This is a genomic window from Limnohabitans sp. TEGF004, from assembly GCF_027924965.1.
Lineage (GTDB): Bacteria > Pseudomonadota > Gammaproteobacteria > Burkholderiales > Burkholderiaceae_C > Limnohabitans.
This window is the reverse complement of sequence record NZ_AP027056.1, coordinates 1,789,933-1,816,798: the sequence shown is the minus strand read 5'-3', so window position 1 is coordinate 1,816,798 and position 26,866 is coordinate 1,789,933. Positions and strand designations below refer to the sequence as shown.

Sequence of the window (26,866 nt, the reverse complement as noted above, 5' to 3'; positions counted from 1 at the left end):
GGAGAAATGACATGACCACGAAACTCGACAAAGTCCTCTACACCGCCAAGGCACGTACGACCGGAGGCCGCGATGGCCGCGCCGTGTCCGACGACGGCTTGCTTGATGTGAAACTCGCTCCGCCAAAGGAACTGGGTGGCATGGGCGGCGCGACCAACCCCGAGCAGCTGTTTGCGGCGGGCTACTCGGCCTGCTTCATGGGCGCACTCAAGCATGTGGCCGGCATGAAGAAGGTAGCCGTGCCTGCTGATGCCAGCATTGAAGCCAGTGTGGACATCGGCCCGATCTCCCAGGGCTTCGGCATTGCCGTGCAGATGACCATCAACCTGCCGGGGCTGGACCGTGCGGTGGCGCAGGACTTGGTGGATACAGCGCACCAGGTGTGCCCGTATTCGAACGCGACGCGCGGCAACATCGTGGTCGATCTGACCTTAGGGTGATCTGCCGATCCTCAGGCGTGCACTGAGCAAGGAGTACCGTGCCTTGAGTCGCTGTTCGCCCCAGAACGGACTTCCAGGACGAGCATGCCGGCGACCGCTTCTGGCCGAAAGCAACACTTTTGAATGCACCCACATAGCTGCCATTGAAGGCGGTCGACCCGGTGTCGGAACAAAGGCCGCCTTCAATGACCGTCTCAGATTTCAGTCTGCTCGGAGATTTCAAGAGCGTCGTCGACCTCGATACCCAGGTACCTCACGGTCGATTCCAGCTTGGAGTGACCGAGCAGCAGTTGCACGGCTCGGAGGTTCTTAGTGCGTCGATAGATCAGCGTGGCTTTGGTCCTTCGCATCGAATGGGTCCCATACTCGGAACGATCCAGACCAAGCTCATCCAACCAGTGCCCGAGAATCCGAGCGTACTGCCGGGTTCCGAGGTGGGGGGAGTCGTGGAGCCTGCTCGGAAAAAGAAAGTCGTCGGATTTCAATGCCGCCTGCTTGATCCACGCTTGCAAGGCCTCTCTGGTGACAGCCGTGATCTCGAATTGCACTGGGCGCTTGGTCTTGTGTTGCATGACGATTGCTCGGTTGGCCACCTGATCGCCATGGGTCACGTCGCGGACTTTGAGTGATACGAGGTCACATCCGCGAAGCTTACTGTCGATACCAAGGTTGAAGAGGGCGAGCTCGCGAACCCGTCCTTCCATCTGAAGCCGTACGCGTAGGGCCCAGATGTCTTTCACCTTGAAGGGCGCTTTCTGCCCGACGATCTTGCCCTTGTTCCACGGTTCGTGATGAACCACATTGGTTGAGGTTTCCATGATGGTCTCCCATCGAGTTGAGGGGAGCAAAGCATGCGCTTTTGGGGTATAACCGCCTTGCGCTATATCAAGTCAGAAGAGATCACTCCAGTTGAACTGATGACTGCAAACGAGTGGGGCCGTCAACCAGCGCATTCGGCCAGAAGCTGCCATCAGCAGAACTTTGATCAACGGCCGCTCAGGGTCCAATCGCAATCCTCGGCTGCGATCAGCGTCCAGATCGTCGGCGTCCCAGGGGGCGATATTGCGGATGAAGTCGACGCGTGGCTCTTCCTCGAACCAGCAGCGTGCCTTCACAGCAGCCCATTGCCTGCGCGTGTGCAAGTATCTCCGTCCTCAATCGCCCTGCGGCTTACCGCCGAATTTCAAGACGAAGCTGCCGGCCACCACGGTCAGTGCCAACAGGCAACCGAGATAGGGCATCACGCTTTGCAGAGGGGCTCCCATTTGATTCAGGCGCAATGCAGCCTGCACTCCAGACGTTGTCGGTATCAACCACCGCAGATACTGCAACGGGAGCGGCAACGCTTCTGGCGGCCAGGAAAATCCGGCAAGAAACACCATCGGCAATGTCGAAAAAAGCAGGACTTGAAGGACCCGTTCGCGATCTCTACACCACAGGCCCACAAGTGACCCCAGCGTCACGATGGCCGACACGTACAGGACCAGGAAAACCAGGGAGCCAGCCACGTTGTTAGCGCGAGGGTAACCGTAGAGCCAAAAGACCCATCCGAAATAGAACAGGCCAGACACCAATCCCGGCAACAGGAATGCCAGCCAGCGCCCGATCCAGGCCATTGGACTGGCATGAGCCGCGCCTCGTTCGACCCAGGTCGCCACCAGCATACCCACGCCCATCAGGAGGGTCTGGTGCATGATGAACAAGGCAACGGCAGGAACAATGAAGCTGCTATAGCCTTCTGTAGGGTTGAACAGCGCCATGGCCCGGAAATCCACGGGAGTGCGGCTCTCGCCGGCTTGGCGGGGACTCTGTCCTTTGGCCTCTCGCTGCCTGATCTCAACACCTGCCGAGGCTGCGCCCACGGCCTCAGAAAAGCCGTACTGAACTGCCTTGCTGATGAGGGGATAGGCCCCGTTCGAGACCACGGTCACCATAGCGGGCATTCCCCTGGCAACATGGGCTTTCAGGTCGTCGGGCAGGACCAGATAGCCATCAATCTCACCACGGCTCATGGCGGCTTGCGCGGCTCGCTCATCCGCCCCAACTGCCTTGACCTCGATGCGAGGATTGGCAAGTGCCAGACGATGAATCGAGCGTGAAAGCGCCGAGTGATCCTGGTCGACAACCGCCACCGGGATCCGGGTCACGACCTCCGGGCCAAAGAACCAGGGGTAGAAGAAAGCATAGAACAGGGGCGCAGCCACAAAGATCATCAATGCGCCCTTGTCGCGCAAGACGTCCCTCAGCGTTGCGACGAACCCTGACCTCAGCGAAGTGGGATGGTGCGAGGTCATGTCAACGCGCTCCCCAGGTCGATGGCTTGTCGCGAGCCTGGACCAAGCCCAAGGCCGCCAGCCCGAGCAACCCGAGGGTGGCCAGCAGGAATACAGCAGGTGTGGCGGCACTCGCGCCGAAGGTTAAGCCCATCAGCAATTGCTCGGTCTGCAATCGGATGTAGTGGGTGAACGGCATTGAGGTCGCCCACATCCGAGCACTGTCAGGCATCGCACTCAGCGGGAAACTCATACCGCTAAACGCGAATGCCGGGGCGGTCAAAAGCCCCGTGACGGACAACGCAGTGCGCAAGGACTTGGTCAGAGTGGCCGCCGCTGCACCCGCGGCCAGCGATAGCGCCATCAGTAAGGTCATGGCCAAGAAGATCCAGAGAAGGCTCCCAGAGATGTCCCAGCCACGCCCGGCCGTGATGTACCAGAGCGCTGCGGCTCCCACGCTGGTCAGAGTCACCCAAGGAATCGCCAGCTTGCCCAGCAGGGCTGCTCCGACGGCCCGCGGCCCCTCGTGCTGCAGCCACTGCCCCAGCGTCCTATCCCTGAACTCACGGCCGACCGCCCATGCCCCAGCCGTCATCGCGAGGATGTGAAGGATGGCGGGGATCGCGGCGGCAGTCAGGTACTTTTCGTAGTTGCCAGACCCGTTGAACAACGCGATTGATTGGATTTGGATCGGGTTAAAGCTGACCTTGGCCTGTTGGGCCGATTCACCTCGCTTGTTTCGAGCAGACATTTCGATGCCGGCGGCCAGGGTCCCAACCACCGTGCGTACATCCCGCTGCAGCAGACTCGAATGCGTGGCGAACTGAGCGTTGTGACGCAGAATGACCTCCGCCTTTATCCCACGCTTGATGTCTCTCTCGAAGTCCCGGGGGATGTTGATCATCCCGTAGACCCGCACCTCTCTTAGGGCAAGTTGGACCGAGGACTCGCTGTCGAATTCGTCCACCACTTGCATGCCAGGCGAGGCGTTGAGCATGCGGACCAGTTGTCGCGATAGCGCGGAATGGTCTTCATCCATCACGCCAACAGGCAGATTCCTGGGGATGGCGCTTGAGAATATCCAAACGACCAACACCACGGCCAATACAGGCACCCACGTCACCATCGCCAAGTCCCAGGGACTTTGACCAAGGCGATGGACCTCCCGCCTGGTGCTGTTGAAGAAGTGGCGCATGGTCAATTCACTCGACCAGCACGGACATGCCAGGGCGAACGCCCTCAATCATTTGGGACGGGCGGGCACGCACCTCGAAGGTCTTGATGTCAAAGCCCTGATCGGACCTGGTGGCACGCCACGTGGCGAAATCAGGCAGGACTGCTGCCCGGTAGACCTTGAAGCGAACCTTACGGCCTTTCAGGGCAGGCAAGGTGGCATCGAATTCTTTGCCGACGGCGAACTTGTCGAGTTTGTCTTCGCGCACGTTGAGCACCACCCACTGATCTGCCATGTTGGCAACCGTGACCACGGGGACGCCTTGGGGCGAAATTTCACCCACGCGCCCCAGCACCTTGACGACTTCGCCGGCCACTGGGCTCTTGAGTTCCGTCTCGGCCTTGGCCGCCTGGACTTCAGCTACGACTCCAGCCAATTGACGCGCCTGTGCGGCGGCAGCTTGCTTGTCCTCGGCACGGGCCCCGGCGCGAGCCATCTCGTATTGGGCCTGTGCAGCCAGGGCTTGATCGCGGGCTGTCTTGAAATTGGCTTCGGCCTCGTCGCGCTTTTGCGCAGCGATCAAGCCGTCCCTGGCCAATCCTTCGATCCGCTTGAACGACGCCTGTGCCAGGTCCGCCGCCGCCAATGCGCGCTGCCAGTTCAGACGGGCGATTTCCACCTCCTGGGGGCGGGCGCCATTTTGTGCCTTGGCCGCGGTGGCCTGCGCAGCCTCCTGGGCCGCAGTGGCCTGCGCCAGTTTTGCGGTCACCTCAGGACTGTCCAGGCGAATCAGCGGCGAGCCGACCGTGATGACATCCCCTTCCTTGACCAAGATGTCCGCGATCCGGGCACTGACCTTGGAAGCGACGTCTACTTCCTGAACCTCCATTTGCCCCTGGAACGCCTCGGCGCCAGGCTGTTGGGCCTTCCATAGGCCCACGCTGAGAACGGTGACTGCGCCGATGATGGCCAGAGTGATGGGTAGTTTCTTGTTCATCTCATTGCACTTTCAGATCGGCACGAGCCATGTAACTGCCGAATTGATCGGACAGGCCAGACACTTCAAGGAGATCGGCGAGCGCCTTGACATAGTCGTAAGCCGCTTGCGCCTGTTCCGTTTTGGCTTTGGCCAGGTTCACTTCGGCGTCGATCAGTTCCAGCGTGGAGTTGGTACCCGCCTTCTGGCCCTTGGTCTTGAGTTGGAGGACTGCATTGGCCAACTCCAGACTCGGGGTCAGCGCAAGGAACTGGCGCCGGGTTTGGTCGACGGCCATCCAACGTTTCTCGACCAGCAAGGCAATGTCATTTCGGGCTTGCTTGTCCTGGCTGTCCGCCATCTCGATGAGCCGGTGAGAGGCTTCGCTCATTAAGGAGCGGTCCACGCCACCCCACAACCTCCAGCTGACCCCGACGCCCACAACCCAATTGGCCTGGTCCGAGGAGCGCAGTTGGCGTTGGCCAAAGGCGAACACCGCAGGCTTCTTCTGAGACTCTTCCAGCGCATGAATTTGCTCGGCTTCACGCTTCTTGGCAGCCACCTTGGCCAATCCCGGGTGACGTTCCAGGGCCGCGTCAGTGAAGTAGCCGAGCGGCTCGATCGGCGAACTGATCACGAACAGCGGGCTCATCGGTTGAATCCGCTCATTGTTGCGAAGGGTTCTGGCCAACGCCGTCGAGGCTAATTCAGCGTCATCCCGGGCCTTCAGGGCGTTACGCTTGGCATCCTCCATCGCTGCGCGAGCCTGTAGTCGCTCGACCTGTGCGACAAGACCTGCTTCCAGCATTCGCTGCGTGGCGGCGTCATGCTCCGAGACGGTTCGGTAGGCCACTTCACGCAATCCGGCGACGCGTTCAGCCAGTTGGGCGCCGAAGTAGCGCTGCACGAACTCATTGAACACTTCCTGTTGTACCTGGCGGCCGTCTGCCCGGGCCTCTTCGGTTTTGGCTTGCAAGGCCTGTTTGATTGCCGTGGTGGCGCCCCCGGTGTAGATCGGCAATATTGCCGAGACTGATGAGGTATTGCCACTGCGCTGCGTGCTCAGATCGAGGCTGTTCGGAAGTGGCGGCAGGCGTGTTAGACCGGCCGCCAGCGGCGCCGGCAACGCTGCAATCGACGAACCGATCGTGTGCGTCAGGGGGGTCAGATCAATGCCCTGTACGGCGCCCTGGAAGCGGAAAGCCGCAGCTCCTGCGGTCACCACGGGACCACCCAGATGCCGAGTGGCCTGCTCTTTTAATTGTGCGCTCTCAACAGAAAAGCGAGTCATTGCCAGGCGATCTGAATTGGCTTGCAGTCGATGGGCGGCTTCTTCGAAGTTGAGAGCTTCGGCATGTGTCAGCGTGGGAAGGCAAGCTGCCACCCCCATCAAGGCACTGAGTGTCAGCCTGGCAAGCAATCGATTTTGTTGATTCAACATGGCATTCTCTAGTTCGGTACCAATTGGTACCATAATCAAAATTCTACGCCGATTTTCGGTACTGTCAAGTACCGAGCATGAGATACTCGAACCATGAGCCGACCACAGATCCCTGACGATGAACACCGCACCCGGTTGCTGGAGGGAATGGCACGCGCGGTCACTGCTCACGGGTACGCGCAACTCACGACTTCAGACATCGTTCGCGAGGCGAATGTGTCCAAGAGGACCTTCTACCAATACTTCAAGGACAAGACCGACTGCCTGATCGCGCTGTTCAACCACTCTGCGCAAAAGATCGAGGCCACGCTGCGTGCCAGCATCGATCCCAAGCGAGATTGGAGTTCGCAGATTGATCTGACCATCAGGCTCTATCTGGAGACCTTGGCCGCCAATCCCTTGCTACTGCGCGCGTTGTTTGTGGAGATCCTTGCGCTTGGACCTGCTGGGCTGGTCGCCAGGCGCTTGGCAATGGAAAGACTAGCGGGGGTACTTCTGGCGGCCGCCGCCAACCATCGCTCAACTCCGATCCCGCAATGGCTGGCCACTGGGCTGATTGGTGGAATCAACGAAATGGTGCTGCAGCACATCGAGCAAGACCAGATTGCCCATTTGCCCCGATTGAGCAACCAAGCCGCCGCATTCATGAAAAACGCACTCCAAACCCGTGTGATGGAACCGACCTAGCGCGTCGATGGTCAGTCTGCAGGCGTCCATCGACACGCTTTCTCCATTTGAAGGCATCTGAAAATTTCAGGCTGAACCGCGGCCCGCGTGCGTCGGTGGCTCAACCAACGGAATCCGCTTTCGTTGAAGTGAATGCCTTCAAGGCCTTGTCGGTCTGAAGCTTTGTTTGCTCGATCAGATACTCCAGAAAAACCCGTGTCCGGTCGGGAATGAACTTACGGCTCGGCAATGCCGCATACAAGGCCAGCCGCCCTGTGATCCAGGGAGAGAGCACCCGAACCAAAGTGCCTTGTGAGAGGTAAGGTGCCGCGATATCCAAGGGCAAAGACATGATGCCGGCGCCATCAAGCGCAGCGCGCAACAGCGTGTCCATGTGGTTGGACAACAAAACAGGCTGAACCTCCACCTCCTGCCATTGTTCTTCTCGTTGAGGACTCCACAAACGCCAAATGCGTGGTCGGGTTTGGGGCGATTTCGATCTCAGGCAATCATGGTGCGCCAGCTCCTCTGGCCTGCGTGGCTCCCCCCGGCGCTGCAGATAAGCCGGCGAAGCGACCAGGAAAGCTTCTGACTCGATGACCTTGCGCGCCACGATGTCAGCGTCGAAGTTGTCATCGGTGCCGAGCAAGGTGATGTCGAAGTCCTCAATGGCTGGCTCGGCCACGGGCGACACATGCAGCTCGATCCGCACCGCAGGGTACTGGCTGCGAAAGCGGCCCAGCAAAGGCGCGACAACATAGGTGGCCAGCAGGGGCGGCGCTTGGATTCGCAGCACGCCGGCCATCTCGGTGGTGTGCGAACTCGCCATCGCATCGGCTTCATCGATGTCCTGCAGGATGTGGCGTATGCGGCTGAGGTATTGCTGGCCAGCCTCGGTGAGTGAGAGGCGCCGAGTGGAGCGCTGCAACAGCCTCGTGCCCAAGTGTTCTTCCAGGTCGGCCACGAGCCGGGTGACCACGGGGGCCGACATGTCCAGCGCCCGCGCTGCAGCGGCAAAGCCGCCCTCGTCCACCACGCTCTCAAAAACACGCATCGACTGCAGTCGGTCCATCCAGCGCTCCTTACAGGCTCTTCAAGAGCTTGCATTATTTCTCTTTTGGAAATGACCCAATGTTTTATTAGCTATTTTTCCTTCGAAAAAGAAATTTTAAAGTTCATCCCATCGATGCAGCGCTTTCCACACGAAGGTCCATCGACCCGGCCAGAAGCTCCGTCATGTTGACAGACCGGCCGTTTCTTGAAACCGAAAGGAAACCAATCATGAACCGCTATACCCTCTCCGCCCTGACCCTTGCCGTGGTGGCAGCCCTGTCCGCTGGCCATGCCCTGGCCTTTGATGCCTCGGCCCCCAAAACCCGCGAACAGGTCAAGGCTGAATTGGCCGAAGCCATCCGCACCGGCGACATCGTGGTCAATGGTGAAACTGGCCAAAAAGCCAATGAACTTTTCCCTGGCCGCTACCCGGCCAAACCGGTCGTCGAAGGTAAGACCCGCGAGCAAGTCAAAGCCGAGCTGGCCGAAGCCATCCGCACCGGCGACATCGTGGTCGACCAAGAGAGCGGCAAGAAAGCCAACGAACTTTTCCCCGGCCGCTACCCGGCTAAACCGGTGGCCCAGGGCAAGACCCGCGAGCAGGTCAAGACCGAACTGGCCGAGGCGGTTCGCACGGGCCAGATGCCGCTGGTCAGCACTTACTGAACGGACCCGTTTGATTGGACCGCATGACTTCGGTGTGAATGCATGCAGTCCACGCCGGGGTCATTGAAATCAGTGAATTCGGCGCTCAGCGCCGCGTTCACTGGAGCCGGGCAAGCCGCATAGATGGTTCGGGATGATGCTAGATCGCTGAGATGCAGCCACATGGCCATGTCGTGCTGGGCGCGCCGATGCACGAGTTCGGCCTGCCTGCATACCTGCTTTGGCATCTCCGGGGAAATCTAGGACTTTTGCAGGTCCGCTGATTTGCGGCCGAACGCCTGTTCTGAACTTCGCTATTAACCAGGAGCGGAAGTTCATTGTGGGTTCGTCGACGACCGCATCGGGTCGGGAGTGTCTTTACAGCTAGCGCTAGACCGGTCGTTCATGTTCGCTAAAGCGCTAATCACCTGCACAGCATGTCAAGTGCCCGGTATTGGTAGTACAGCAGTCTTTGGAGGCACTACCTGTTGTATGACGGGTAGTGATAGAGGCGGCCATAACGACCGCTCACCACGAGTGGCTCAGTTCAGCCTATTGCAGCCTTTTAGGCGAGTGAGCTGGAGACGGGTTTGGTCTGATCGCCATTATTGGAATTCCAACGGTGAATGTCTCTGAAGGGTTGAAAAATGGTTATCTAAATTAACTCGTCATCCGTGGTGATAACGGTACTCCTGAGTGAGTCCACTGAACCCATAGGACGTAGCCCTCACATCCTGCACATAGATGTAACTTTCATTGTGCAAGTCACCAAGTAGCGTCGAAAAAGCATCAAACGCTTCCCGGATGTACTGAGCTTTTTCAGCTTTGGTGTTGGTTTCGTCGGTTACTTTGATATCAAAGTAAATACTGCTCTTGCCATGCTCCGCCAACGACTTGCCCGCAACAATCCAGTCTTCCGGGTGGACGTACTCTATGGCTATCGCGGTGACCTCCGGGTCCTTGTGCAAAATTCTGCTGGTAAGTTCCAAGAGAATTTTCGAGATACTCTTTGTCATCTCCTTTGACCGCTGTCCGCTGACTTTTACATTCAAAATTGGCATATGAACTCCTTTAATTAGCTATGCAACTATATAAACAAGAAATGCTCATTCAAGGCCTGAACGAACACTACGAATCTTCGACACTGTTTCTCCAAATTCAGCCTCGCCCAGAAGCCTTTTGAGCTTACTGGTCACTGTCCCGCTTGCTTTATTTAATGCAGCATGGATGGCAATGGCATTCTTTGTAGGTTGGATACAGACTTCTCGTCCATCTCCATCGCGCCCACGTCGCTCAATGAGCCCCTTAGTTTGCAGTAAGTCCAATGCGCGTGTCGCGGTAGGTCTGGCTATGGAGAGTTCATCTGCAAGTTCGCGCTGAAGCAATCCAGGTTTGGCAAGTATCACCCGCAGCATGAACGCTTGCGGCGGAGACAACCCAAACATCGAAAATGCTTCAGTCCATTCACGCTCAAGGCGACGAGCCAAAGCGGTGGTGTTGAAATATAAGCAATGGTCAAACATCGTAGATAGCATACTTGATTTTGATTAGCTATGCAACTACCTGTACATTCATCAACCGGTGATTTGTAATACGGTTAAAGCGGATATAGGAAAACCAAATCTGACTGTAGGCTCTTGGCCAAGAATGCGTGCATACGAAAACATCCGTTCCTCATGAAACTAGGTGATTCAGTAAGCATGCTTAGGACGAAGTCTGCCGCTCTACATAAACTGTTTTTGCCAAAGGTCTGGCAGCGCATTTCGCGTGAACCACATCATGCTCATTTCCTGTGAATACTGACCTTTAAGAATGTGCTGAACAAGCAAAGGATCTAAAAGTGTGATGCGTAGTAGCTCATTGACCGTGCTTGGATTGAGTCCTTCCAATTTGGCGATCTCGGTGCCACTCCTTACTTCGCCAGAGTCCAATAGTCGCTGCCAGTAAAACGCTCGTGCCAGTCCTTGCAGCAAGGGGACATTGATGCCGGAGTTAACGGTGTCGCCCTGAATGTTTCCTCCGGTGAGTTCAAGATCTTCCACAATAGTTTCCCGACCCGGCCGACGTTTGAGCTTGAGCGAAATACGCGTTGTGATACGCAAAGGTGCTTCGGCCGTGTGAGTCATTTCGCTCATGCCAACATCTCCATTTCCAGTCGCTCAGCACCCACCGTTTTGGGTTTCATCGTCTCGAGCAATGGCAACCATCCTTCGGTGCGCCAGTTGATCGAAATCGAATCGTCTTCCAAGGTAACCCGCTCAACTAGGCTGCGAATGATGTTTCGTTTGATCTGATCAAAGAAGGTGTCCCAGATATTTGCAGTTCGCTGCAAGATAAGCACCACAGCTTGAGGTTCTGGAATACCGGGATTGAGTGCTTGTATCTGATGCCAATAATTGTTGAGCATCGTTCCCGATCGCAAAAAATCAAGAACCTGTTCAGTCACTGCGTTCTCCACCAAATCGGCGGGTTGGTTTGGAATGTCGCTGTGACATGCACCAGAATTCACCTTTTTATTGTGCACGTAGTAACGGTAAACCTTTCCCGATTTCTTCTGCGTAGCCACAGGTAGATACAAATCTCCCTCTGGGCTATAGATTAGGCCTCGAAGCAAGAATTCCTTTTGCGCTTTTTGAGCCCAAGCCGACCTGGTGTTTTCTTCGCTGTCTTTTGTCATCAGTTTTTGAACATGCTCCCAAGCAGCTTGATCGATCAAAGGTTCATGTGCACCTGCAAAGAATTGACCCTTGTGCTGCAGTTGGCCCAGATACACCCGGTTGTGCAGGACCTTGTAGAGCGCCTGCTTGCAAAAATGGCGTCCCGTCTTTGTCAGGATTTTCTGGTCCTTCATGTCTTGGACCATCAGTGTTGTGGAGTGGGTGCGTCTGTACGTGTCAAAGATCCACCTCACCGTCGCAGCTTCTTGCGGATCAACTAGCAGCAAGCGGTTTTCAACTCGGTAGCCTAGAGGCACCGGACCGCCCATCCAGATGCCTTTGCGCTTGGATGCGGCGATCTTGTCGCGGATGCGCTCGCCGGTCACTTCACGTTCGAACTGAGCAAATGACAGCAGCATGTTGAGCATCAGCCGACCGGTGGAGGTGGCTGAGTTGATCTGCTGGGTGACCGAGCTAAAGCTGACCTTGTGCTTGTCAAAGACCTCCACCATCTTGGCAAAGTCAGCCAGCGAGCGTGACAGGCGGTCAATTTTGTAGACCACGATCATGTCCACTTTGCCAGCCTTGATGTCGGCGAGCAGGCGTTTCAAGCCGGGGCGCTCCATGTTGCCACCGGAGTAACCGGGATCTTCGTAGGTGTCTTGAACCGCAACCCAGCCTTCAGCGCGTTGGCTCATGACAAAGGACAGACCTGACTCGCGCTGTGCATCAATGGAGTTGAAAGACTGGTCCAGCCGTTCATCGGAGGAGACGCGGCAGTACACCGCACATCGTTTAGGTGCCACCATGGTCATGCAGCCACCTTGGACTTGAGGCCAAAAAAGGCCGGGCCGGACCATTGGGTTCCAGTGATGGTTTTGGCAATGGCAGACAGACTGCGATAAATCTGACCGTTGTACTCATAGCGGCCATCGGCCAGTACCTGCACCCGGTACTCTTGGCCATCAAACTCTCGCACCAGCGTGGCACCGGGCATGGCCACGGCTTTGGCTGGGGTTTTGCTCTTAATCGATGAGAACTGTTGACCGTAGTTGGCCAACATGTCACGGGTTGACTGAGGCAAGCTACCGAAGGTCAACTCCTGCAACCGGTATGCCAGACGTGAGGTCATGAACTTGCGGTTGGGGTGAATTGGCCTGCGCGGGAAATGGTGATCCCACAGTTTCCAAAGCTCAGGCATCTTCATCTCATGCAAGGCTGTGACCTCGCTTTGAATGGCGTTGAGTTGGTCGATGTTGCGCTGCTCGCGCGGGGTGATGGATCGTGGCTTCATTGGCGAACTCCTTGTTCTGTAGACGGGTTCGTATTGACGCTCTGCCAGGCATAGAAGTCCACAAACTCATCTCTGTCAGTGGCGTAAAGCCGACTGTTATTTGCTTTAGTCAGTAACGCGTGTTGAATAACTGCACCATGAGCCATCAGATTGCTGATCTGTTGCAGGGAGAGGTATCCACTCTTCTCGGGCCGTTTGTCAGGGACTTTTGTTGATAGGTTTTGGTGGTGGGTCATGGATAGGCACTTATTGCAAAAACTGTCCACGAATCGTAAGAACGACCCCCCTAAAAAGTAACGTGTTTTAGCGGCCCAAAGGGGGACAACTCTTTCTAAGGTCGCATGGTTGTTAGCTTTTGGGTAGGCCTGCCTGATGGAATCAGGTCTCTGTTGATGGTTTTGACAGATTTTCCAAATGCTGTATATTTATCCAGCAAATCCGACATTTATCCATCAAAGCTCAAGTCCTCAAGGTCCTGAGTTGGGACGCCTCATTCCCGAAATAAAAACGATAAAAGGAGACAACTGTGAGCAAACTACAGAATTACGCAGACATTCTGATAAATCTTCCCATTGACGAGACGCTCAAAACGTTCTTGGAGCGGCACGCGCTACCGTTGCCAGAGGGGTGGAGCTGGCAAGACAACATTTACACGTCACGCACACTGGTCAAGCTCATCCAGAGCTATCTAGATACGGTTAAGCGTGACCGCATCATTGCGGGCTTGCATGCAAGTTCAACACTTGCACACCCACTGGGAAAGCAGGCCATGTTTCAAGCAACCCATGACAAGCCCAGTGAGTTAGTCGGACTGATTGGTTGCAAAAACGATTTGCATCGCTCGTTCTGGCTCTACGTCAACCACCCCGCATTGTTTGAGGCTGCAGCTGAGATTGAATATTTGGACCAGCACAGCCAGCAGGCCCAACAGCATGATCTGGGGCTACGACGTGAGGTCAATCGTGACGAGCGTTCGATCACTGAGTTTTGCGACGCGATCAAAGTCTTCTACCAACGCGAGTTAGGTTGTGGCGAGGTGTGTGTGGTCAATGTGCTGGATCGTTCGCAAGGTACCCACTTGATCACGATTCACGCCAAAGATCTCGCTACTGCGCGTCTGGAGTTCGAGGGCGCTCAGTTGCAGCGCCGAGTGGGTAGTCCAAACATTCACATGGTGTTGGAGTACTCACAGATTACAGGCGTTGTAAGAACCATCATTAGGGGCGGAGCGAAATATCACGCCATGCTGTGTGAGGCTTTTGCGGCGCATATGTTGGGTGTCAGTGCGGAAGCCCAGCGCATTCAACGCCCAGTGTTGGATCTCTCAAAACTTCGCTTAGGGTTGCAAATTCCACAGGCATTCGAGGATGGTTTTGTGGGGTTGCAAGTTAAGAGCCTGCATTTGTTGAGCCCTTGTGAGCGGTTGAAAATTGAATGCTCGGCTAGTGGCTCCACCGATCGCCAATGCGTGACGGATTTGATTGGGGCGTATTTTCAGAATGAAAACCCACTCAGCCGTGGCTGGGAGATTCACGCTGCCACACTGAATCTGTTCATGGCTCCTGCACAGGGAAAGTCACGCTGTCCACTAGTCAGCGTAGAAGTGACGAGCAAGGGGCGTTTGAACTTGCACAAGTTCGATGAGAAGTTGCGTACCCAGCTCGAGGGTTACCTTGTCCATCTCGAAATTCTTGAGCCAAAGCAGGCGCTGAACTTCCATGAAGCCGGGAAAACGGGGAGTAGTCAGCCAATGAGCCTTTTCGAGTGAAGGAGTTCATATGCCTACGAATAAAAAAGCGATGGCTTTGGCTTCGTTGCTCCTGACCCGTGGTGGGTACTCCTACGAGCGTTCTATTCCTAAAACGCAAGTCGCTGGACTGAAGGTACTGAGCGAGCTCAAGGCAGTGGTGCCAGGGCCATTGGATTCACGTTACGCAAGTTGTTCCTTTTGTGGCTTGTACCGAGGTCCTGTGTTTCGATGCGATGGTGAGATGCATGTTCAATGCCCAGACTGTGGTCCTTACAAGGTGGATTTATCTGAGCAACGTAACTGGGCTGTCGATATCGAATGGCTGATCAGAAAACTTCGTGCGGCATTGAACATCCCAGCGCATATTTCTGTGCAAAAACTTCATGAAGGGGTGTGGCAGATTGGGGTCAACAAGAAACGAGCAGTTTTGTTGGCTCAACGGATTGAGCTCGTTGTGGCGAACGCGTTGCATCTGTTTCACGGTAAAACACCTCGCCCAGACAGTTGGGTGATCACGCCAAGGCCTCTGGGTCGAACCTCATCGGACCCACTCTCAGGCACCGCGATCTGGTGGCATCTTGAAGATCGCTTTGCGATTCACGGGAATGGGTTGCGGCTCGTGGGTGAGGGGAGTGATGAACTCAATCTTGTGGTGCAGCCCAAATTAGCTGCGGTGCATGGACCGTTTTCTGAAACCTTTGAATGGGTTCATATGCCAGATTGGTCGAGTCAGCCTGTTCGGTTGACTGCGGCACAGGCGGCAATCTTTGAAGTGCTCTGGCGGTACCAAGGGCAGCCGCAGTCAGCTGAGACGATCATGCGCAAGGCGCATCTGTCTAGTGACAAGCTCATTGATGTGTTCAAGGTGAAGACAGCGAACAAGGGCGATCCTTTGTACGAAGGGCCTATGTATGCGTATCAGTCCCTTGTTGTTCGAAACCGTCGCTTAGGCATGTATTCCTTGGGAGTCGCCTCAGTTAATTTTGACCCCTTGGGAGCAAAAAACTAAGTAATTCAGATGATTTGGTGAAATTTGACCTCATGGGGATAAATTATTGCGTAAACAGAGTTTTTATGACATGATATGACCTCATGAGGTCAAAAAATGAGAATAGAAGAATCCCAACTCAATAAGTTAGCCAAGGCTTTGGAGTCTGAGCGTAAGCGTCAAAAGCTTTCTCGGGAGGAGGCCGCGTCAGTTTGTGGCGTGAGCGCATCTTTCATTCGTGATGTTGAAGCGAATCCAGAAAACTGCAGTCTTGGAAAACTCGTAAAGCTTATCAGCGGACTGGGGCTCAGTCTGAATGTCGCTGGGTTACCTCAAGTCGAAGAGCTAGATAAGGAGCGATTGCAGAAAGCTCAGAAGTTGGGTTTACATATTGAAACGAATCCCAAAACTCGCGCGGGGTTAGGCCTGCATATGACGCATCCGAGTAAGCGATCTGATTTTGGTGTGTCTGATGATCAAGTCGTAACCCCCAGAGGCCTTCGACAAGCGCTAGGCTCAGGCATTGCTTCGTTGGGCAATGGGGGTAAATCATGATTCGCTTGCGTGTATGGGCGAATGCTCAGCCAATGGGGTGGTTTGGCCATGAAGCCGCACAGTATTTTTTCCAATACGACGAACAATGGATTAAGGATGAGGCCGCATTTCCATTGGCGCCTCAATTTGAATTGCGATTGGAGCCCCACAGAGGGGATGCCATAAAAACGTTCTTTGCCAATTTATTGCCAGAGGGAACGCCGCTTGATGAAATCCTGAATCAAATCCAGCTTCGCGATGCCAATACCTTTGAAATTATTGGAGAAATGGGTGCTGATCTACCAGGAGTGTTGTCTGTCCTGCCAGAGGGTAAGGAGCCAGACACTCAGCAAAAATACAGTGAGCTGTCCAAAGAAGAATTAAGTCAACGAGTTAAAGCGCGTGCCCAAAAGAAGCCGCTGTTGACTTCCAATGAACAAACTCGCATGTCACTTGCAGGTGCGCAAGACAAAGTCGGGTTGCGGTACGACGGCAAGCGAGATCGCCTTTACGACAGTGTTGGGGGCTCGCCCACAACACACATTGCAAAACCAGACTCGAGGTTAGAGAAGTATCAACCTAGTGCAATCAACGAGTACCTCTGCATGAAGTTGGCTCATGAAATGAGACTTTCGGTGCCGTGCGTTGATTTGATACAGGTGCCTGAGACACTTTATGTTGTGGAGCGATATGACCGCGCTGTTGTCAAAGGAGCGATCGTTTGCTTGCATCAAATTGATGCATGCCAGCTTTTAGGTGTGGGCGCTGATTGGAAATACGAGAGACAAGGTGGCTTGGTTAGTCTCAAAAAAATCGTGCATGCGTTTCGCGGCTTGATGCTTTCAGGTAAGGACTTGTTGTCAGTCCAGAGATGGGTCATGTTTAATTACTTGATTGGCAACAGTGATGCGCACGCCAAAAACATTTCATTGATGGTCAATAGCCAAGGCTATGAACTGGCTCCTTTTTATGACCTTCTGTGCGTGCAAGCCTATGGTGACAACGATTTGGCTCTGTTCATCGGGGATGAGAGTACCTACGATGCTGTTGGCTCTCACTCGTGGGAGGCTTTTTGTGAGGACTGTGGATTCGGTTTCAAACCGACGATGCGGCAGTTTAGAAAAATGGCCGAAGATATCGGAAAGTCTTGGGATAAAACTGTAGCCACTGCTATCAGTCAACATCAAATTAACGAATCGGAGAAGGCGCTTGTTGAGCGAATAGGTGCTGTTATTGATGCAAACAGCAAAGCTGCTCTTTCGATGACCGCAGCTTAAATCAACTCATCTTTTTTCTAAGCCCAGTCAGGCATGCCTGATTGGGCTTTTTCTTTGCCGCATCGCTCTCTAATCCTTGTCATTTCAGGCCTTGGCTAATTTAGAGCTATTTTCGCAAGCTGGTCTGATAAGCTTTTTGGGGATGAGCAGCTACTTATTCCAGTTAAGTTGACCACTGAGTCCGGTAATGTGACCAGCCAGTCCAGTGCTGTTGACCAAAATTACTAACGGGTCGTTCTCAAGTTTTATGCGTGTGTTCCAGAAATATGTCCGGCAATGCTTTTGAGAGCAGCAGATTTGCGTGGAGGCACAGACAGCTCAGCAAGAATGCCGCATTGATTTGTCTCTTTGGATTCTGTGCAAGTTTGTCTCAGCTCTTTTAGTTGACGCTCTAATGCTTTTAGTTCTTTAATCCTTGACGCAACGTGCGCTATGTGTGCGTCTACCAATTCATTGACGCCCGCGCAGTCTCCTTGTGGTGCATCCTTGAACGTCAATAAGGTGCGAATTTCGTTCAGCGTCATATCTAGGCTTCGACAGTGGCGAATGAACGACACCCGTGTGGCGTGATCAGGGCTATAAATTCGGTAGTTGCCCTCCGTGCGAACCGTCTCAGGCAACAACCCTTCGCGCTCGTAATATCGAATCGTTTCCACCTGTGTATGAGTGGTTTTGGCTAATTCACCGATCTTCATCGTGGTTTTCTCAACTAATTTGAAGACTTGTATTTTAAGTGGTTGACTCTGTAGCGGCTATAGGGTTTTTAATATAGGCAACTAGGAGTAATCGTCATGTCAGCCACTGAGCAAGTTCAGCCATCTAAAACTCAAACTTCCTGCGGATGCGGGACTGCTTGCGACACCACGCCTGTCACTTTTGAACAGACCAGTAACGTTATTTCAAATCTTGATGGACAGAGGTTTCGTATTGCCAACATGGACTGCGCCTCAGAGGAATCAGAAATTCGCCATGCGCTGACAAATGTTGAAGGTATTCAAAGTCTGGGTTTCAATCTGACCGCTCGAGAGTTGACGATTGCGGCTGATGAACAGGTCGTTATAGAAGCGGTTAACGCCATTCGCAAGGTAGGCTTTAAGCCAGAGCCTTTAAATAGTGACAACGCAAATGATGGCAACGTTGTATCTCACAGCTTTTGGGCGTCATGGGGAAAATTGATTTGTGCATTGGCACTGTCTTTGGCCGCTGAGGGCCTGGCATTTGCCCTCCCTGATTACTTGCCAACAAAGATACTAGGCATGGCGCTTGCCGCTTGTGCAATCGCCTTGGCTGGGTTTTCTGTTTACGGCAAAGGTGTATCGGCTCTGATGCAGGGACGCTTGAACATGAACGCCCTAATGACGGTGGCTGTCACAGGTGCCTTCTTAATTGGGCAATGGCCTGAAGCCGCCATGGTGATGGCGCTGTATGCGATTGCAGAAGCCATTGAGGCCCGCGCAGTTGACCGTGCTCGTAATGCCATCAAAAGCCTTTTGGCACTTGCACCAGAGCAAGCCGAAGTTCTCCAAGCTGACGGTCAATGGCTGCAATGCCCCGTCAAAACCATTGAAGTAGGGGCGACTGTGCGTGTGCGTCCAGGTGAGCGAATTGCCCTTGATGGTGTTGTCACGTCGGGCATCAGTGCCGTCAATCAAGCCCCTGTCACTGGCGAAAGTCTTCCTGTTGATAAAGCAGCTGGTGATGAAGTCTATGCAGGCACCATCAATCAGTCGGGTGCGCTAGAAATTCGGGTCACTGCTTTGGCTTCGGACAGCACCTTAACTCGCATCATTCACGCCGTTGAGCAAGCTCAGGCTTCACGTGCGCCAACTCAACGGTTCGTCGATCAATTTGCGACCATTTACACCCCTGCGGTTTTTGTTTTAGCTGTTGCGGTTGCTGTGCTGATGCCTTGGCTCACGGATTGGACTTGGATGCAAGCACTCTACAAAGCCTTGGTACTTTTGGTCATTGCTTGCCCTTGTGCCTTGGTCATCTCCACGCCTGTCACTGTGGTCAGCGGTTTGGCAGCAGCGGCACGCCGTGGCATTTTGATTAAAGGCGGCGTTTATCTTGAAGAGGCCCGAAGCATCAAGGTGGTGGCATTAGACAAAACGGGAACGATCACACAAGGTAAACCCAAATTGGTAGCGTTTGAACCCATCGATACAAGCCTAGACCCCGCAATGATTCAATGCATCGCGAAAAGTCTTGCTGCTCGTTCAGATCATCCCGTGTCTAAAGCCATTGCCGAAGGTCTCACAGCAGATCTGCAAGACGTCAGCGATTTCCAAGCCGTTGTAGGACGAGGTGTTCAAGGTGTGATTGACACGCATAACTATGCGTTAGCCAATCACCGTTGGATTGAAGAGCGCGACCAATGCTCTGCTGAACTAGAAGCTCGCCTCAAAATTCATGAAGAAGCAGGACAAACCGTCACCATATTGACCAATGCCAATCGGGTGATGGCTTTGTGCGCTGTGGCTGACACGATTAAACCGTCATCTACACAAGCAGTGGCTGAGTTAAAAGCGATGGGCGTAACTCCCGTGATGTTGACTGGTGACAACATTGCCACAGCTCATACAGTGGCAGCCCAAGCAGGAATTGATGAGGTCAGAGGTAACCTTTTGCCAGAAGACAAACTAGAAGCGATTGCTGAGTTGCAGAAAAGATTTGGCGTCACTGCCATGACGGGTGACGGAATTAACGACGCACCAGCCTTGGCAAAAGCCAATATCGGTTTTGCGATGGGAGGCGCTGGCACACATACAGCGATGGAAGCGGCTGATGTGGTTGTGATGAACGATGACTTACGTCGCTTACCTGAGACCATTCACTTGTCTAAGAAAACACATGCCGTGCTTTGGCAAAACATCACATTGGCTCTAGGCATCAAGGCGGTGTTTTTGGCTCTGGCAATTTTTGGTGATGCATCCATGTGGATGGCAGTGTTTGCCGACATGGGGGCAAGTCTGTTGGTTGTCTTCAACGGTTTACGTTTGTTGAAAACCCCAAAGTGACCATGTTTATTCAGGGCGTAACTAACCTTCACTTTATTCTTTGCTGATAGACTCTAAAACAATGCAACGCTGGATAGTCATTCTTTTGCTGGTATTTACACCGCTGCAGCTCTCTTGGGCTGCAGTGAGTGGTTATTGCCAGCACGAAAGCAATACCAGCTCCCAAGCACAACATCCCGGTCATCACGAGCATGAGCACAAGTCTGGCGACTCCGCGTCCGATTCAAAAGTGCCCACCTCAAAGATGAACAATCTCGACGGTACTGATACAGATTGCGCCAGTTGCCACGCCGGTTGTTGTGCAGCACTGATTGTTCAAACTAAAATACCTTCATCCCAAGTGCCTCAGCACATGACGGCAACCCAAACCGAACTCTTCTTTCGTTCTGCTATCGAACGACCAGAACGACCTCAGTGGAACCACCTCGCCTGATCGGTGAGGTTTGTTCAATCCATCGCTTTAGCCTATTTCATAAGAACTGAACCTCAGTTCTGAAGTGGCTGCGCATGTCGATGCAGCGTCTTTACCGATCTCCAAGTCATGGTTTTTAACGACCTAGGAGAGTCGAATGTATCGAAGAGAAAAATGGAATTACAAAAGGCAGCTGTGTGCAGTAGCAGCCTTTTCAGTATGCAGTGTCATTAATGTATTTGCGCAAAATACCAATCAGCCAAGGCAAATTCAAAGCGTCAAAGATATTTTTGATGCCACTTGGTTACGTCAACCTGAAGCGCAAGCTTTAGAGTCACGGCAGCAAGCCTTGCAAGCTCAAAAGCGAGCGGCGGCAGCATTAACGCCAGAACCCGCAGCGGTAGAGCTGAACTCAAAATCTGATCAGTGGAACAGAAATTTGGGGGCACGGGAGGAACAAATCGCAATCGCAGTTCCGATGTGGTTACCTGGCGAACGAAGCAAAAGCTCTGCGCTTGCAGAAGCTCAAGCCAACGCTTTAGAGTATCAAATCAAAGCCAATCAACTGCGTGTAGCTGGAAAAATTCGAGAAGATTGGTGGAATTTACACCGTGCTCGCATTGAGCAAGAAGTCACTGCGGATCAATTGACCAATGCGCGACGCTTGGCTGATGATGTCGCAAAACGTGTGAAAGCAGGTGATTTAGCTCAATCGGATCAACACCAAGCCGAAGGTGCCGCTGCAGTGGCTGAATCTGCGTATGCCATGGCTCAAGCCAATTTAGAACTTGCCACTCAAATCATCCAATCATCGATTGGGGCAACAAGTTTCTCAATCCTGGATCTGTCAGAAAGCCCTGAGTTGCCGCCTTCAGCTGAATATCCACAAGTACACGCTGCGTTGATGGAATTACAAGCACGCTCGGATGTTGCTGAGCGTACTGTTGCATTGGCCACTACAAGGACAAGAGCGAACCCTGAATTCACAATCGCTAAATCCAGAGACCGCGGCAATTTAGTAGATCCCTACAGTTCCAAAGTCACGATTGGTATTCGACTTCCTTTTGGTAGTGGTCCTCGCTATGAGGCAACCGTGGCTAACGCTCAAGCAGAGGCAACACAAGCCCAAGCTCAATTGAGCTTAGAGCGAGACCGTACACAGTCGATGTGGCGCATCGCTCAAGCAAAAGCCAACGCTGCGCAAGCCCAGCTCAAAGCAGCAGAGCGCAGAGCCAAATTGGCTTTGGAGTCTCGCACTTTCTTTGATAAATCGTTTCAGCTTGGCGAATCCGACTTGCCAACTCGTCTGCGCATCGAAGCGGAAGCCGTTGAAGCGCGACGTCAAGCAGCCCTCAGTCGTATCGAATATTCAGCGTCCATCTCAGCACTACGCCAAGCAGCTGGACTCTTACCTCAATAAGGTGCGTCATGAATCAATCAACATTACTAAAAATTTCAATGAATATTTCATCAAGACTTAGAAACATTTGTCTGATCCTTAGTTTGACTCTTTCCAGTCTGAGTTGGGCCGGGGAAGGTCATGGAGATGTCAAAGCCAACGCATCAGCTACCTCCACGCCACGTTTTGCAGCAGTTTCAGATGCACTCGAATTGGTAGGTGTTTTGAATGGCAAGCAAATAACACTCTACTTAGATCGGCTTGAAACCAATGAACCTGTCAAAGAAGCACTAATTGAGCTTGAGTTTTCAGGCGTTAAATTTTTTGCACAGAAGTATGGTCAAGATAAATTTGAAGTTGTGCTGCCAGCTGAGCCGCAACCCGGTCTTATCAGCGTGACGGCGACCGTCACGATTGACGAAGAAGTTGACTTATTGGCAGGAGAGTTGGACTTTCATCCAGATGCGTCCGCGCAGGGTAGCAACTCTAAGAATAGGTTGCATAAGTGGTTCATCTGGGCTTTATTTTCTGCTGCCGTGCTGGTAGCGCTATTTTTTGTTCGCAAGCGCCTGATGACTCACCAATCAAACAGCACAGGAGGTGCAGCATGACTTTCAAAACAAAATTTTCAACATTGACTGTCGTGATGGCCGCAGTAATTGCTCTGTGTCCGGCGACTAATTCTTGGGCTGGAGAAGGTCATGACCATGGAGGTATATCGGCCACTCCCAGTATGAATGGTCCTCAGCGTTTGCCTGATGGCAGTGTCTTCTTGCCGAAGTCAGCTCAACGCCAGTTGGTAATTCGCACCATCAAAGCTGAAATTGCAGACTTACCGAAATCTATAGAACTCAACGGTAAGGTCAGCATGGACCCCAATGCAGGAGGCAAAGTGCAAGCCATCAATGCTGGCCGAGTCGAGGCCGGCCCCAAAGGCTTGCCAAATCTCGGTAGTGCGGTACGCAAAGGTGATGTTCTTGCCTATCTAGTTTCCTCACTGGCACCTATTGAGCAATCCAATCAGTTTGCACAGCTGGCAGAACTGAAGGCAGCTAAATCGCTTGCTGAAAAACGACTGGCAAGATTGAGGGAGTTATCAGATACCGTTCCACGCAAAGACATCGAAGCTGCTGAGAGTGACTTGCAAAGTTTAACGGGTCGTGTCTCAGCTGTTAGCACAGGACTTAATCACAGGGAGCCGTTGGCAGCCCCGGTTTCTGGAGTGATTGCATCATCAAATGCTGTGGCAGGACAAGTGATTGATGCGCGTGAGTTGGTATTTGAAATTGTGGACCCAGCACGTCTGAGAATTGAGGCCTTGGCCTTTGATACTTCGCTCATCGCCAGTGTAGATAAAGCGTTTGTTGCCGTAAATAACCAGCGGATCGCGCTTCAATTTTTGGGCGCAGCACGTAGCTTACGTGAGCAAGCATTACCCATGAATTTCAAAGCCCAAGGGGAGGAACTGAGCGCTTTGGCTCTCGGTGAACCAATAAGAGTTGTGATTCAGACCAAAGATAAGGTGAAAGGGATGGCTGTACCAGTGTCTGCGTTGATGAAGAATCCTGCCAATCAGTCTATTGTTTGGGTCAAAACAGCCGCTGAGAGATTCACGCCTCGCACGATTACTTTTGAACCCTTGGACGGTACGCGGGTTGCAGTTACATCGGGTCTTGAAAGTGGCGATCTAATCGCGGCACAAGGTGCAACATTGATTAACCAGGTGCGCTGATATGTTTAAGTGGTTACTTGAAAACAGTTTAGCCAATCGATTGCTGGTGATCATCGCTAGTGTCGTGTTGATGACTTACGGTGCATTCACGTTGACAAAAACGCCTGTGGATGTTTTTCCTGATTTGAACAAACCCACCGTGACCATCATGACCGAGTCAGGTGGCATGGCTCCTGAGGAGGTGGAGCAACTCATCACATTCCCACTAGAGACTGCGATGAACGGCTTGCCTGGCGTCGAATCCGTCAGATCAATTTCTTCAGCCGGTTTGTCTTTTCTGTATGTGACTTTTAGATGGGATACAGACATCTTTCGCGCAAGACAGTTAGTATCCGAACGACTTTCAGCTATGGAGGGCGGCATCCCGGTAGGCATTCTTCCGCGCATGGGGCCAATTAGCTCCATCATGGGTGAGATCATGCAAATCGCTATACCCGTCGATACGCAGAAGATCTCGGCCATGGCAGTTCGAGAATATGCAGACTGGGTTTTGCGTCCCCGCCTACTGTCAGTTTCCGGTGTCGCGCAAGTCATCCCGATTGGTGGCGAGGTTCGTCAGTTTCAAGTGCAACCTAATACAGCTCGCATGGCTGAATTGGGGATTTCTCACGACCAGATGGAAGCTGCGCTGAAAGGGTTTTCCGCTAACACATCAGGTGGTTTTTTAGAGCTGAACGGTCGGGAATACCTAATTCGCAACCTTGGACGAACTTCCCGGTTAGATGATTTGAAAAATCTGGCAGTGACTTCAAAAAATGGACAACCGATCCTGTTACGTCAAATTGCCGAGATCACTTTTGCTGCGGCATTAAAGCGTGGTGACGCTGGGTTTGAGGGAAAACCTGCAGTCATTCTTGGCATCCAAAAGCAGCCAACGGCTGACACGATTGCTCTAACCCGTGCAATTGAAGATGCCCTGCTGGGTTTGAAATCGTCCTTGCCAGCTGGCATGGAAGCCCCCCGAGTCACGTTCAGACAAGCAAGCTTCATCGAAGCGTCCATCAATACGCTGCAAGGTAAATTGATTGGTGCATCTGTTTTTGTAGCTGTGATTTTGTTCTTTTTCTTGGGCACGGTCCGACCCACCATCATCGCTTTGACAGCGATTCCTGTATCAATCTTCATTACCTCTTTGGTATTTAAGTACTTTGGTCTGTCTATCAACACCATGACACTTGGTGGGTTGGCCATTGCCATTGGAGGTTTGGTCGACGACGCAGTTGTTGACGTAGAAAACATTCTGCGAAGGTTAAAAGAAGACCGTATAAAACATCCGCAGCATCGCCTTAATCCCCTGGAAGTTGTGGCAAAAGCCTCAATGGAAGTTAGATCTGCCATTTTGTACGCCACGGTGATCATCGTCCTAGTTTTTATTCCGTTGTTTGCATTGCCCGGATTGGAGGGCAAGCTCTTTGTTCCCTTGGGTATTTCTTTCATCGTTTCTACTTTGGCATCCTTGCTTGTTTCAGTGACCATCACCCCAGTGCTGAGTTATTACCTTCTTCCATCAATGAAGAACTTGGATCATGGCGACACCAAGGTTTTAATATGGCTCAAAACCCGATACGCAAACAGTCTTCAAAGTATTCTGCACAAGCCTAAGATTGCATTGATTACCTCTGGTATAGCTGTGCTAACGGCGATTGCGGCAGTTCCGTTCTTTCCTAAGACTTTCTTGCCGCCATTTAGCGAAGGAACATTGCTGATTGGATTGCGCTTAAATCCCGGTGTGACCTTGTCTGAAACAACGGCCTTAGCCAGACAAGCTGAGGTCTTAGTTAAGCAAGTGCCAGAGGTCACCCATGTCGGTCGTCGAAGCGGACGAGCTGAGCTTGATGAGCATGCAGAAGGCGTCCATGTGAGTGAGCTGGACGTTGGGCTTAAGCCTACGGCAGAGTTGAACCGCAGCATGGATGAAATCAAGGCAGATATCCGATCTCGCCTTGTGAATTTACCCGCTGCACTTGAAATCGGACAACCCATTTCTCACCGAATCGATCACATGTTGTCAGGTGTGCGATCACAAATCGCTATCAAAATATTTGGGGATGACTTGGATGGTTTACGCGGGCAAGCCGATTCACTGCGTGCACAGTTAGCGACTATTCCTGGTATCGCTGATTTGCAAATTGAAAAGCAAGTGTTGGCACCGCAAATCAAGGTTCGCATTGACTATGCCGCCGCAGCTCAGTATGGAATTCCAGCGCCACAAGTGCTTTCTACTTTACAAAGCTTGGTGGAAGGCGAAAAAATCACACAAATTGTGGAAGGCGGTCGGCGTTTTGCACTGGTCGTGCGCTTACCCGAGTCAGCTCGCTCGGTTGAGGGCTTGAGCCAAATCTTGATTGAGACACCCAATGGTCGAGTTCCTTTGTCAAAGTTGGCGACGATTGAGGATGGAGATGGTCCAAATCAAATCAGCCGCGATGATGGAAAACGCCGCATAGTTTTATCCGCAAACGCATCGGGCCGGGCTTTATCGGAAATTGTTGCGGATATCCGGGCAGTGGTTGCTGAAACCAAACTACCTGAGGGTTATTTCATCACGCTTGGAGGACAGTTCAAAGCCCAAGAAGAAGCATCACGACTAGTTGGTCTTCTTTCAATTGTGTCGCTGGTGCTGATGTTTGTCGTCCTTTACAGCCGCTACAAGTCAACGCGTCTTTCAGCGTTGATCATGGTGAACATACCGCTGGCCTTAGTCGGTGCAGTTCTCGGGTTGTGGTTGTCGGGACAACCGTTGTCTGTTGCCGCTTTAGTGGGATTCATCACATTAGCTGGTATTTCAGTCAGAAACGGCATCTTGAAAGTTAGTCACTACATCAACTTGATGCGCTTTGAAGGTGAATACTTTGATCACAAAATGATTTTGCGGGGTTCGCTTGAACGATTGAGCCCCGTTTTGATGACCGCTTTAGTGACTGCTTTTGCATTGGCGCCATTGCTTTTCGAAGCAGAGCGCCCAGGGACTGAGGTCTTACATCCAGTTGCGGTTGTGATTTTTTCAGGACTAATCAGCTCCACGCTGCTGGATACGTTCCTGACTCCAGTTATGTTCTGGCTCTTTGGTCGTCGAGATGCCGAACGTTTGCTTGAAGACAAAGACGCCGAAGCACTTTAATTTATAAATGAAAG

26 protein-coding genes are annotated in these 26,866 nt (G+C 52.8%); 13 read left to right on the top strand and 13 right to left on the bottom strand.

Annotated features, from left to right (window positions below):
- Positions 1 to 11 precede the first annotated feature (11 nt).
- Positions 12 to 440, top strand: coding sequence for an organic hydroperoxide resistance protein (locus tag LINBF2_RS08695; RefSeq protein WP_104801850.1), 429 nt, complete (start codon positions 12 to 14; stop codon positions 438 to 440).
- Positions 441 to 634: 194 nt separating this feature from the next.
- Here LINBF2_RS08695 and LINBF2_RS08690 read toward each other — a convergent pair whose 3' ends face one another.
- The 5 genes from LINBF2_RS08690 to LINBF2_RS08670 all read right to left on the bottom strand — a co-directional run bounded on the left by LINBF2_RS08690 (position 635) and on the right by LINBF2_RS08670 (position 6,304).
- Positions 635 to 1,258, bottom strand: a complete 624-nt coding sequence (locus LINBF2_RS08690) for a tyrosine-type recombinase/integrase (protein ID WP_281888226.1) — start codon at positions 1,256 to 1,258, stop codon at positions 635 to 637.
- A gap of 336 nt (positions 1,259 to 1,594) precedes the next feature.
- Complete coding sequence (locus LINBF2_RS08685) at positions 1,595 to 2,734, bottom strand: ABC transporter permease (RefSeq protein ID WP_066692014.1); 1,140 nt, start codon at positions 2,732 to 2,734, stop codon at positions 1,595 to 1,597.
- A gap of 1 nt (position 2,735) precedes the next feature.
- Positions 2,736 to 3,908 (bottom strand): ABC transporter permease, encoded by a 1,173-nt coding sequence (locus LINBF2_RS08680; RefSeq protein ID WP_066692050.1) that lies wholly within the window; start codon positions 3,906 to 3,908, stop codon positions 2,736 to 2,738.
- Between the two features lie 7 nt (positions 3,909 to 3,915).
- Positions 3,916 to 4,884 (bottom strand): efflux RND transporter periplasmic adaptor subunit, encoded by a 969-nt coding sequence (locus LINBF2_RS08675; RefSeq protein WP_104801856.1) that lies wholly within the window; start codon positions 4,882 to 4,884, stop codon positions 3,916 to 3,918.
- 1 nt (position 4,885) lies between these two features.
- Positions 4,886 to 6,304, bottom strand: a complete 1,419-nt coding sequence (locus LINBF2_RS08670) for a TolC family protein (RefSeq protein ID WP_233249852.1) — start codon at positions 6,302 to 6,304, stop codon at positions 4,886 to 4,888.
- Between the two features lie 93 nt (positions 6,305 to 6,397).
- On the opposite strand from LINBF2_RS08670, the gene LINBF2_RS08665 reads away from it, so the two are divergent.
- Positions 6,398 to 6,991 (top strand): TetR/AcrR family transcriptional regulator, encoded by a 594-nt coding sequence (locus LINBF2_RS08665; protein ID WP_066692010.1) that lies wholly within the window; start codon positions 6,398 to 6,400, stop codon positions 6,989 to 6,991.
- A gap of 100 nt (positions 6,992 to 7,091) precedes the next feature.
- Here the strand turns inward: LINBF2_RS08665 and LINBF2_RS08660 are convergent, their stop codons facing one another.
- Positions 7,092 to 8,042, bottom strand: coding sequence for a LysR family transcriptional regulator (locus tag LINBF2_RS08660; RefSeq protein WP_104801855.1), 951 nt, complete (start codon positions 8,040 to 8,042; stop codon positions 7,092 to 7,094).
- Positions 8,043 to 8,251: 209 nt separating this feature from the next.
- Between LINBF2_RS08660 and LINBF2_RS08655 the strand changes: the two genes are divergently transcribed.
- Positions 8,252 to 8,689, top strand: coding sequence for a DUF4148 domain-containing protein (locus LINBF2_RS08655; RefSeq protein ID WP_199221736.1), 438 nt, complete (start codon positions 8,252 to 8,254; stop codon positions 8,687 to 8,689).
- A gap of 647 nt (positions 8,690 to 9,336) precedes the next feature.
- On the opposite strand, the gene LINBF2_RS08650 is transcribed toward LINBF2_RS08655, so the two are convergent.
- From LINBF2_RS08650 to LINBF2_RS08625, 6 genes are all read right to left on the bottom strand, one after another.
- Positions 9,337 to 9,729, bottom strand: coding sequence for a 4-oxalocrotonate tautomerase family protein (locus tag LINBF2_RS08650; protein WP_104801848.1), 393 nt, complete (start codon positions 9,727 to 9,729; stop codon positions 9,337 to 9,339).
- Between the two features lie 45 nt (positions 9,730 to 9,774).
- Positions 9,775 to 10,191 (bottom strand): MarR family transcriptional regulator, encoded by a 417-nt coding sequence (locus LINBF2_RS08645; protein WP_104801851.1) that lies wholly within the window; start codon positions 10,189 to 10,191, stop codon positions 9,775 to 9,777.
- 201 nt (positions 10,192 to 10,392) lie between these two features.
- The gene (locus LINBF2_RS08640; RefSeq protein WP_104801847.1) at positions 10,393 to 10,803 is read right to left on the bottom strand and encodes a hypothetical protein; all 411 of its coding nucleotides are present in this window, start codon (positions 10,801 to 10,803) and stop codon (positions 10,393 to 10,395) included.
- Complete coding sequence (locus LINBF2_RS08635) at positions 10,800 to 12,140, bottom strand: recombinase family protein (protein WP_104801846.1); 1,341 nt, start codon at positions 12,138 to 12,140, stop codon at positions 10,800 to 10,802. Before LINBF2_RS08635 ends, LINBF2_RS08640 begins: the two co-directional genes overlap by 4 nt.
- Positions 12,137 to 12,619, bottom strand: a complete 483-nt coding sequence (locus LINBF2_RS08630) for a DUF2924 domain-containing protein (RefSeq protein ID WP_104801845.1) — start codon at positions 12,617 to 12,619, stop codon at positions 12,137 to 12,139. Before LINBF2_RS08630 ends, LINBF2_RS08635 begins: the two co-directional genes overlap by 4 nt.
- Entirely contained in the window at positions 12,616 to 12,855 is a 240-nt protein-coding gene (locus LINBF2_RS08625) for a hypothetical protein (RefSeq protein WP_104801844.1), read from the bottom strand. The genes LINBF2_RS08630 and LINBF2_RS08625 overlap by 4 nt, the downstream gene beginning before the upstream one ends.
- Positions 12,856 to 13,145: 290 nt before the next feature.
- Between LINBF2_RS08625 and LINBF2_RS08620 the strand changes: the two genes are divergently transcribed.
- The 4 genes from LINBF2_RS08620 to LINBF2_RS08605 all read left to right on the top strand — a co-directional run bounded on the left by LINBF2_RS08620 (position 13,146) and on the right by LINBF2_RS08605 (position 17,168).
- Positions 13,146 to 14,387, top strand: coding sequence for a hypothetical protein (locus tag LINBF2_RS08620; RefSeq protein WP_104801843.1), 1,242 nt, complete (start codon positions 13,146 to 13,148; stop codon positions 14,385 to 14,387).
- Between the two features lie 10 nt (positions 14,388 to 14,397).
- Complete coding sequence (locus LINBF2_RS08615; protein WP_104801842.1) at positions 14,398 to 15,378, top strand: hypothetical protein; 981 nt, start codon at positions 14,398 to 14,400, stop codon at positions 15,376 to 15,378.
- Between the two features lie 96 nt (positions 15,379 to 15,474).
- On the top strand, positions 15,475 to 15,912 hold the full coding sequence (locus LINBF2_RS08610) for a helix-turn-helix domain-containing protein (RefSeq protein ID WP_104801841.1): 438 nt from the start codon (positions 15,475 to 15,477) through the stop codon (positions 15,910 to 15,912).
- Positions 15,909 to 17,168 (top strand): HipA domain-containing protein, encoded by a 1,260-nt coding sequence (locus LINBF2_RS08605; protein ID WP_281888224.1) that lies wholly within the window; start codon positions 15,909 to 15,911, stop codon positions 17,166 to 17,168. The genes LINBF2_RS08610 and LINBF2_RS08605 overlap by 4 nt, the downstream gene beginning before the upstream one ends.
- Positions 17,169 to 17,413: 245 nt before the next feature.
- Here the strand turns inward: LINBF2_RS08605 and cadR are convergent, their stop codons facing one another.
- Positions 17,414 to 17,863 (bottom strand): Cd(II)/Pb(II)-responsive transcriptional regulator, encoded by a 450-nt coding sequence (gene cadR / locus LINBF2_RS08600; protein WP_104801839.1) that lies wholly within the window; start codon positions 17,861 to 17,863, stop codon positions 17,414 to 17,416.
- 96 nt (positions 17,864 to 17,959) lie between these two features.
- Between cadR and LINBF2_RS08595 the strand changes: the two genes are divergently transcribed.
- The 6 genes from LINBF2_RS08595 (at position 17,960) to LINBF2_RS08570 (ending at position 26,852) form a co-directional block, all read left to right on the top strand.
- On the top strand, positions 17,960 to 20,188 hold the full coding sequence (locus tag LINBF2_RS08595) for a heavy metal translocating P-type ATPase (RefSeq protein ID WP_281888223.1): 2,229 nt from the start codon (positions 17,960 to 17,962) through the stop codon (positions 20,186 to 20,188).
- A 61-nt stretch (positions 20,189 to 20,249) separates the two neighbouring features.
- A complete protein-coding gene (gene czcI, locus LINBF2_RS08590; RefSeq protein WP_281888222.1) occupies positions 20,250 to 20,621 on the top strand; it encodes a cation efflux protein, CzcI family in 372 nt (123 codons plus the stop codon).
- Between the two features lie 136 nt (positions 20,622 to 20,757).
- Entirely contained in the window at positions 20,758 to 22,020 is a 1,263-nt protein-coding gene (locus tag LINBF2_RS08585; protein WP_281888221.1) for a TolC family protein, read from the top strand.
- An 8-nt stretch (positions 22,021 to 22,028) separates the two neighbouring features.
- Positions 22,029 to 22,610 carry a hypothetical protein gene (locus LINBF2_RS08580; RefSeq protein WP_281888219.1) on the top strand — a complete coding sequence of 194 codons (582 nt, stop codon included), beginning with the start codon at positions 22,029 to 22,031 and terminating at the stop codon, positions 22,608 to 22,610.
- A gap of 35 nt (positions 22,611 to 22,645) precedes the next feature.
- Complete coding sequence (locus LINBF2_RS08575) at positions 22,646 to 23,731, top strand: HlyD family efflux transporter periplasmic adaptor subunit (RefSeq protein ID WP_281891313.1); 1,086 nt, start codon at positions 22,646 to 22,648, stop codon at positions 23,729 to 23,731.
- Position 23,732: 1 nt separating this feature from the next.
- Positions 23,733 to 26,852, top strand: coding sequence for an efflux RND transporter permease subunit (locus LINBF2_RS08570; RefSeq protein WP_104801833.1), 3,120 nt, complete (start codon positions 23,733 to 23,735; stop codon positions 26,850 to 26,852).
- Positions 26,853 to 26,866 lie beyond the last annotated feature (14 nt).

What these genes read in the sequence shown, in the direction of transcription:
- LINBF2_RS08625 (WP_104801844.1), bottom strand. Translation starts at nt 12,855, where the DNA reads ATGACCCACCACCAAAACCTATCAACAAAAGTCCCTGACAAACGGCCC.
- LINBF2_RS08605 (WP_281888224.1), top strand. Translation starts at nt 15,909, where the DNA reads ATGATTCGCTTGCGTGTATGGGCGAATGCTCAGCCAATGGGGTGGTTT.
- LINBF2_RS08685 (WP_066692014.1), bottom strand. Translation starts at nt 2,734, where the DNA reads ATGACCTCGCACCATCCCACTTCGCTGAGGTCAGGGTTCGTCGCAACG.
- LINBF2_RS08695 (WP_104801850.1), top strand. Translation starts at nt 12, where the DNA reads ATGACCACGAAACTCGACAAAGTCCTCTACACCGCCAAGGCACGTACG.
- LINBF2_RS08690 (WP_281888226.1), bottom strand. Translation starts at nt 1,258, where the DNA reads ATGGAAACCTCAACCAATGTGGTTCATCACGAACCGTGGAACAAGGGC.
- LINBF2_RS08575 (WP_281891313.1), top strand. Translation starts at nt 22,646, where the DNA reads ATGGCCGCAGTAATTGCTCTGTGTCCGGCGACTAATTCTTGGGCTGGA.
- LINBF2_RS08585 (WP_281888221.1), top strand. Translation starts at nt 20,758, where the DNA reads ATGTATCGAAGAGAAAAATGGAATTACAAAAGGCAGCTGTGTGCAGTA.
- LINBF2_RS08670 (WP_233249852.1), bottom strand. Translation starts at nt 6,304, where the DNA reads ATGTTGAATCAACAAAATCGATTGCTTGCCAGGCTGACACTCAGTGCC.
- LINBF2_RS08630 (WP_104801845.1), bottom strand. Translation starts at nt 12,619, where the DNA reads ATGAAGCCACGATCCATCACCCCGCGCGAGCAGCGCAACATCGACCAA.
- LINBF2_RS08570 (WP_104801833.1), top strand. Translation starts at nt 23,733, where the DNA reads ATGTTTAAGTGGTTACTTGAAAACAGTTTAGCCAATCGATTGCTGGTG.
- cadR (WP_104801839.1), bottom strand. Translation starts at nt 17,863, where the DNA reads ATGAAGATCGGTGAATTAGCCAAAACCACTCATACACAGGTGGAAACG.
- LINBF2_RS08610 (WP_104801841.1), top strand. Translation starts at nt 15,475, where the DNA reads ATGAGAATAGAAGAATCCCAACTCAATAAGTTAGCCAAGGCTTTGGAG.
- LINBF2_RS08655 (WP_199221736.1), top strand. Translation starts at nt 8,252, where the DNA reads ATGAACCGCTATACCCTCTCCGCCCTGACCCTTGCCGTGGTGGCAGCC.
- czcI (WP_281888222.1), top strand. Translation starts at nt 20,250, where the DNA reads ATGCAACGCTGGATAGTCATTCTTTTGCTGGTATTTACACCGCTGCAG.
- LINBF2_RS08615 (WP_104801842.1), top strand. Translation starts at nt 14,398, where the DNA reads ATGCCTACGAATAAAAAAGCGATGGCTTTGGCTTCGTTGCTCCTGACC.
- LINBF2_RS08595 (WP_281888223.1), top strand. Translation starts at nt 17,960, where the DNA reads ATGTCAGCCACTGAGCAAGTTCAGCCATCTAAAACTCAAACTTCCTGC.
- LINBF2_RS08660 (WP_104801855.1), bottom strand. Translation starts at nt 8,042, where the DNA reads ATGGACCGACTGCAGTCGATGCGTGTTTTTGAGAGCGTGGTGGACGAG.
- LINBF2_RS08665 (WP_066692010.1), top strand. Translation starts at nt 6,398, where the DNA reads ATGAGCCGACCACAGATCCCTGACGATGAACACCGCACCCGGTTGCTG.
- LINBF2_RS08650 (WP_104801848.1), bottom strand. Translation starts at nt 9,729, where the DNA reads ATGCCAATTTTGAATGTAAAAGTCAGCGGACAGCGGTCAAAGGAGATG.
- LINBF2_RS08645 (WP_104801851.1), bottom strand. Translation starts at nt 10,191, where the DNA reads ATGTTTGACCATTGCTTATATTTCAACACCACCGCTTTGGCTCGTCGC.
- LINBF2_RS08635 (WP_104801846.1), bottom strand. Translation starts at nt 12,140, where the DNA reads ATGACCATGGTGGCACCTAAACGATGTGCGGTGTACTGCCGCGTCTCC.
- LINBF2_RS08640 (WP_104801847.1), bottom strand. Translation starts at nt 10,803, where the DNA reads ATGAGCGAAATGACTCACACGGCCGAAGCACCTTTGCGTATCACAACG.
- LINBF2_RS08580 (WP_281888219.1), top strand. Translation starts at nt 22,029, where the DNA reads ATGAATCAATCAACATTACTAAAAATTTCAATGAATATTTCATCAAGA.
- LINBF2_RS08675 (WP_104801856.1), bottom strand. Translation starts at nt 4,884, where the DNA reads ATGAACAAGAAACTACCCATCACTCTGGCCATCATCGGCGCAGTCACC.
- LINBF2_RS08680 (WP_066692050.1), bottom strand. Translation starts at nt 3,908, where the DNA reads ATGCGCCACTTCTTCAACAGCACCAGGCGGGAGGTCCATCGCCTTGGT.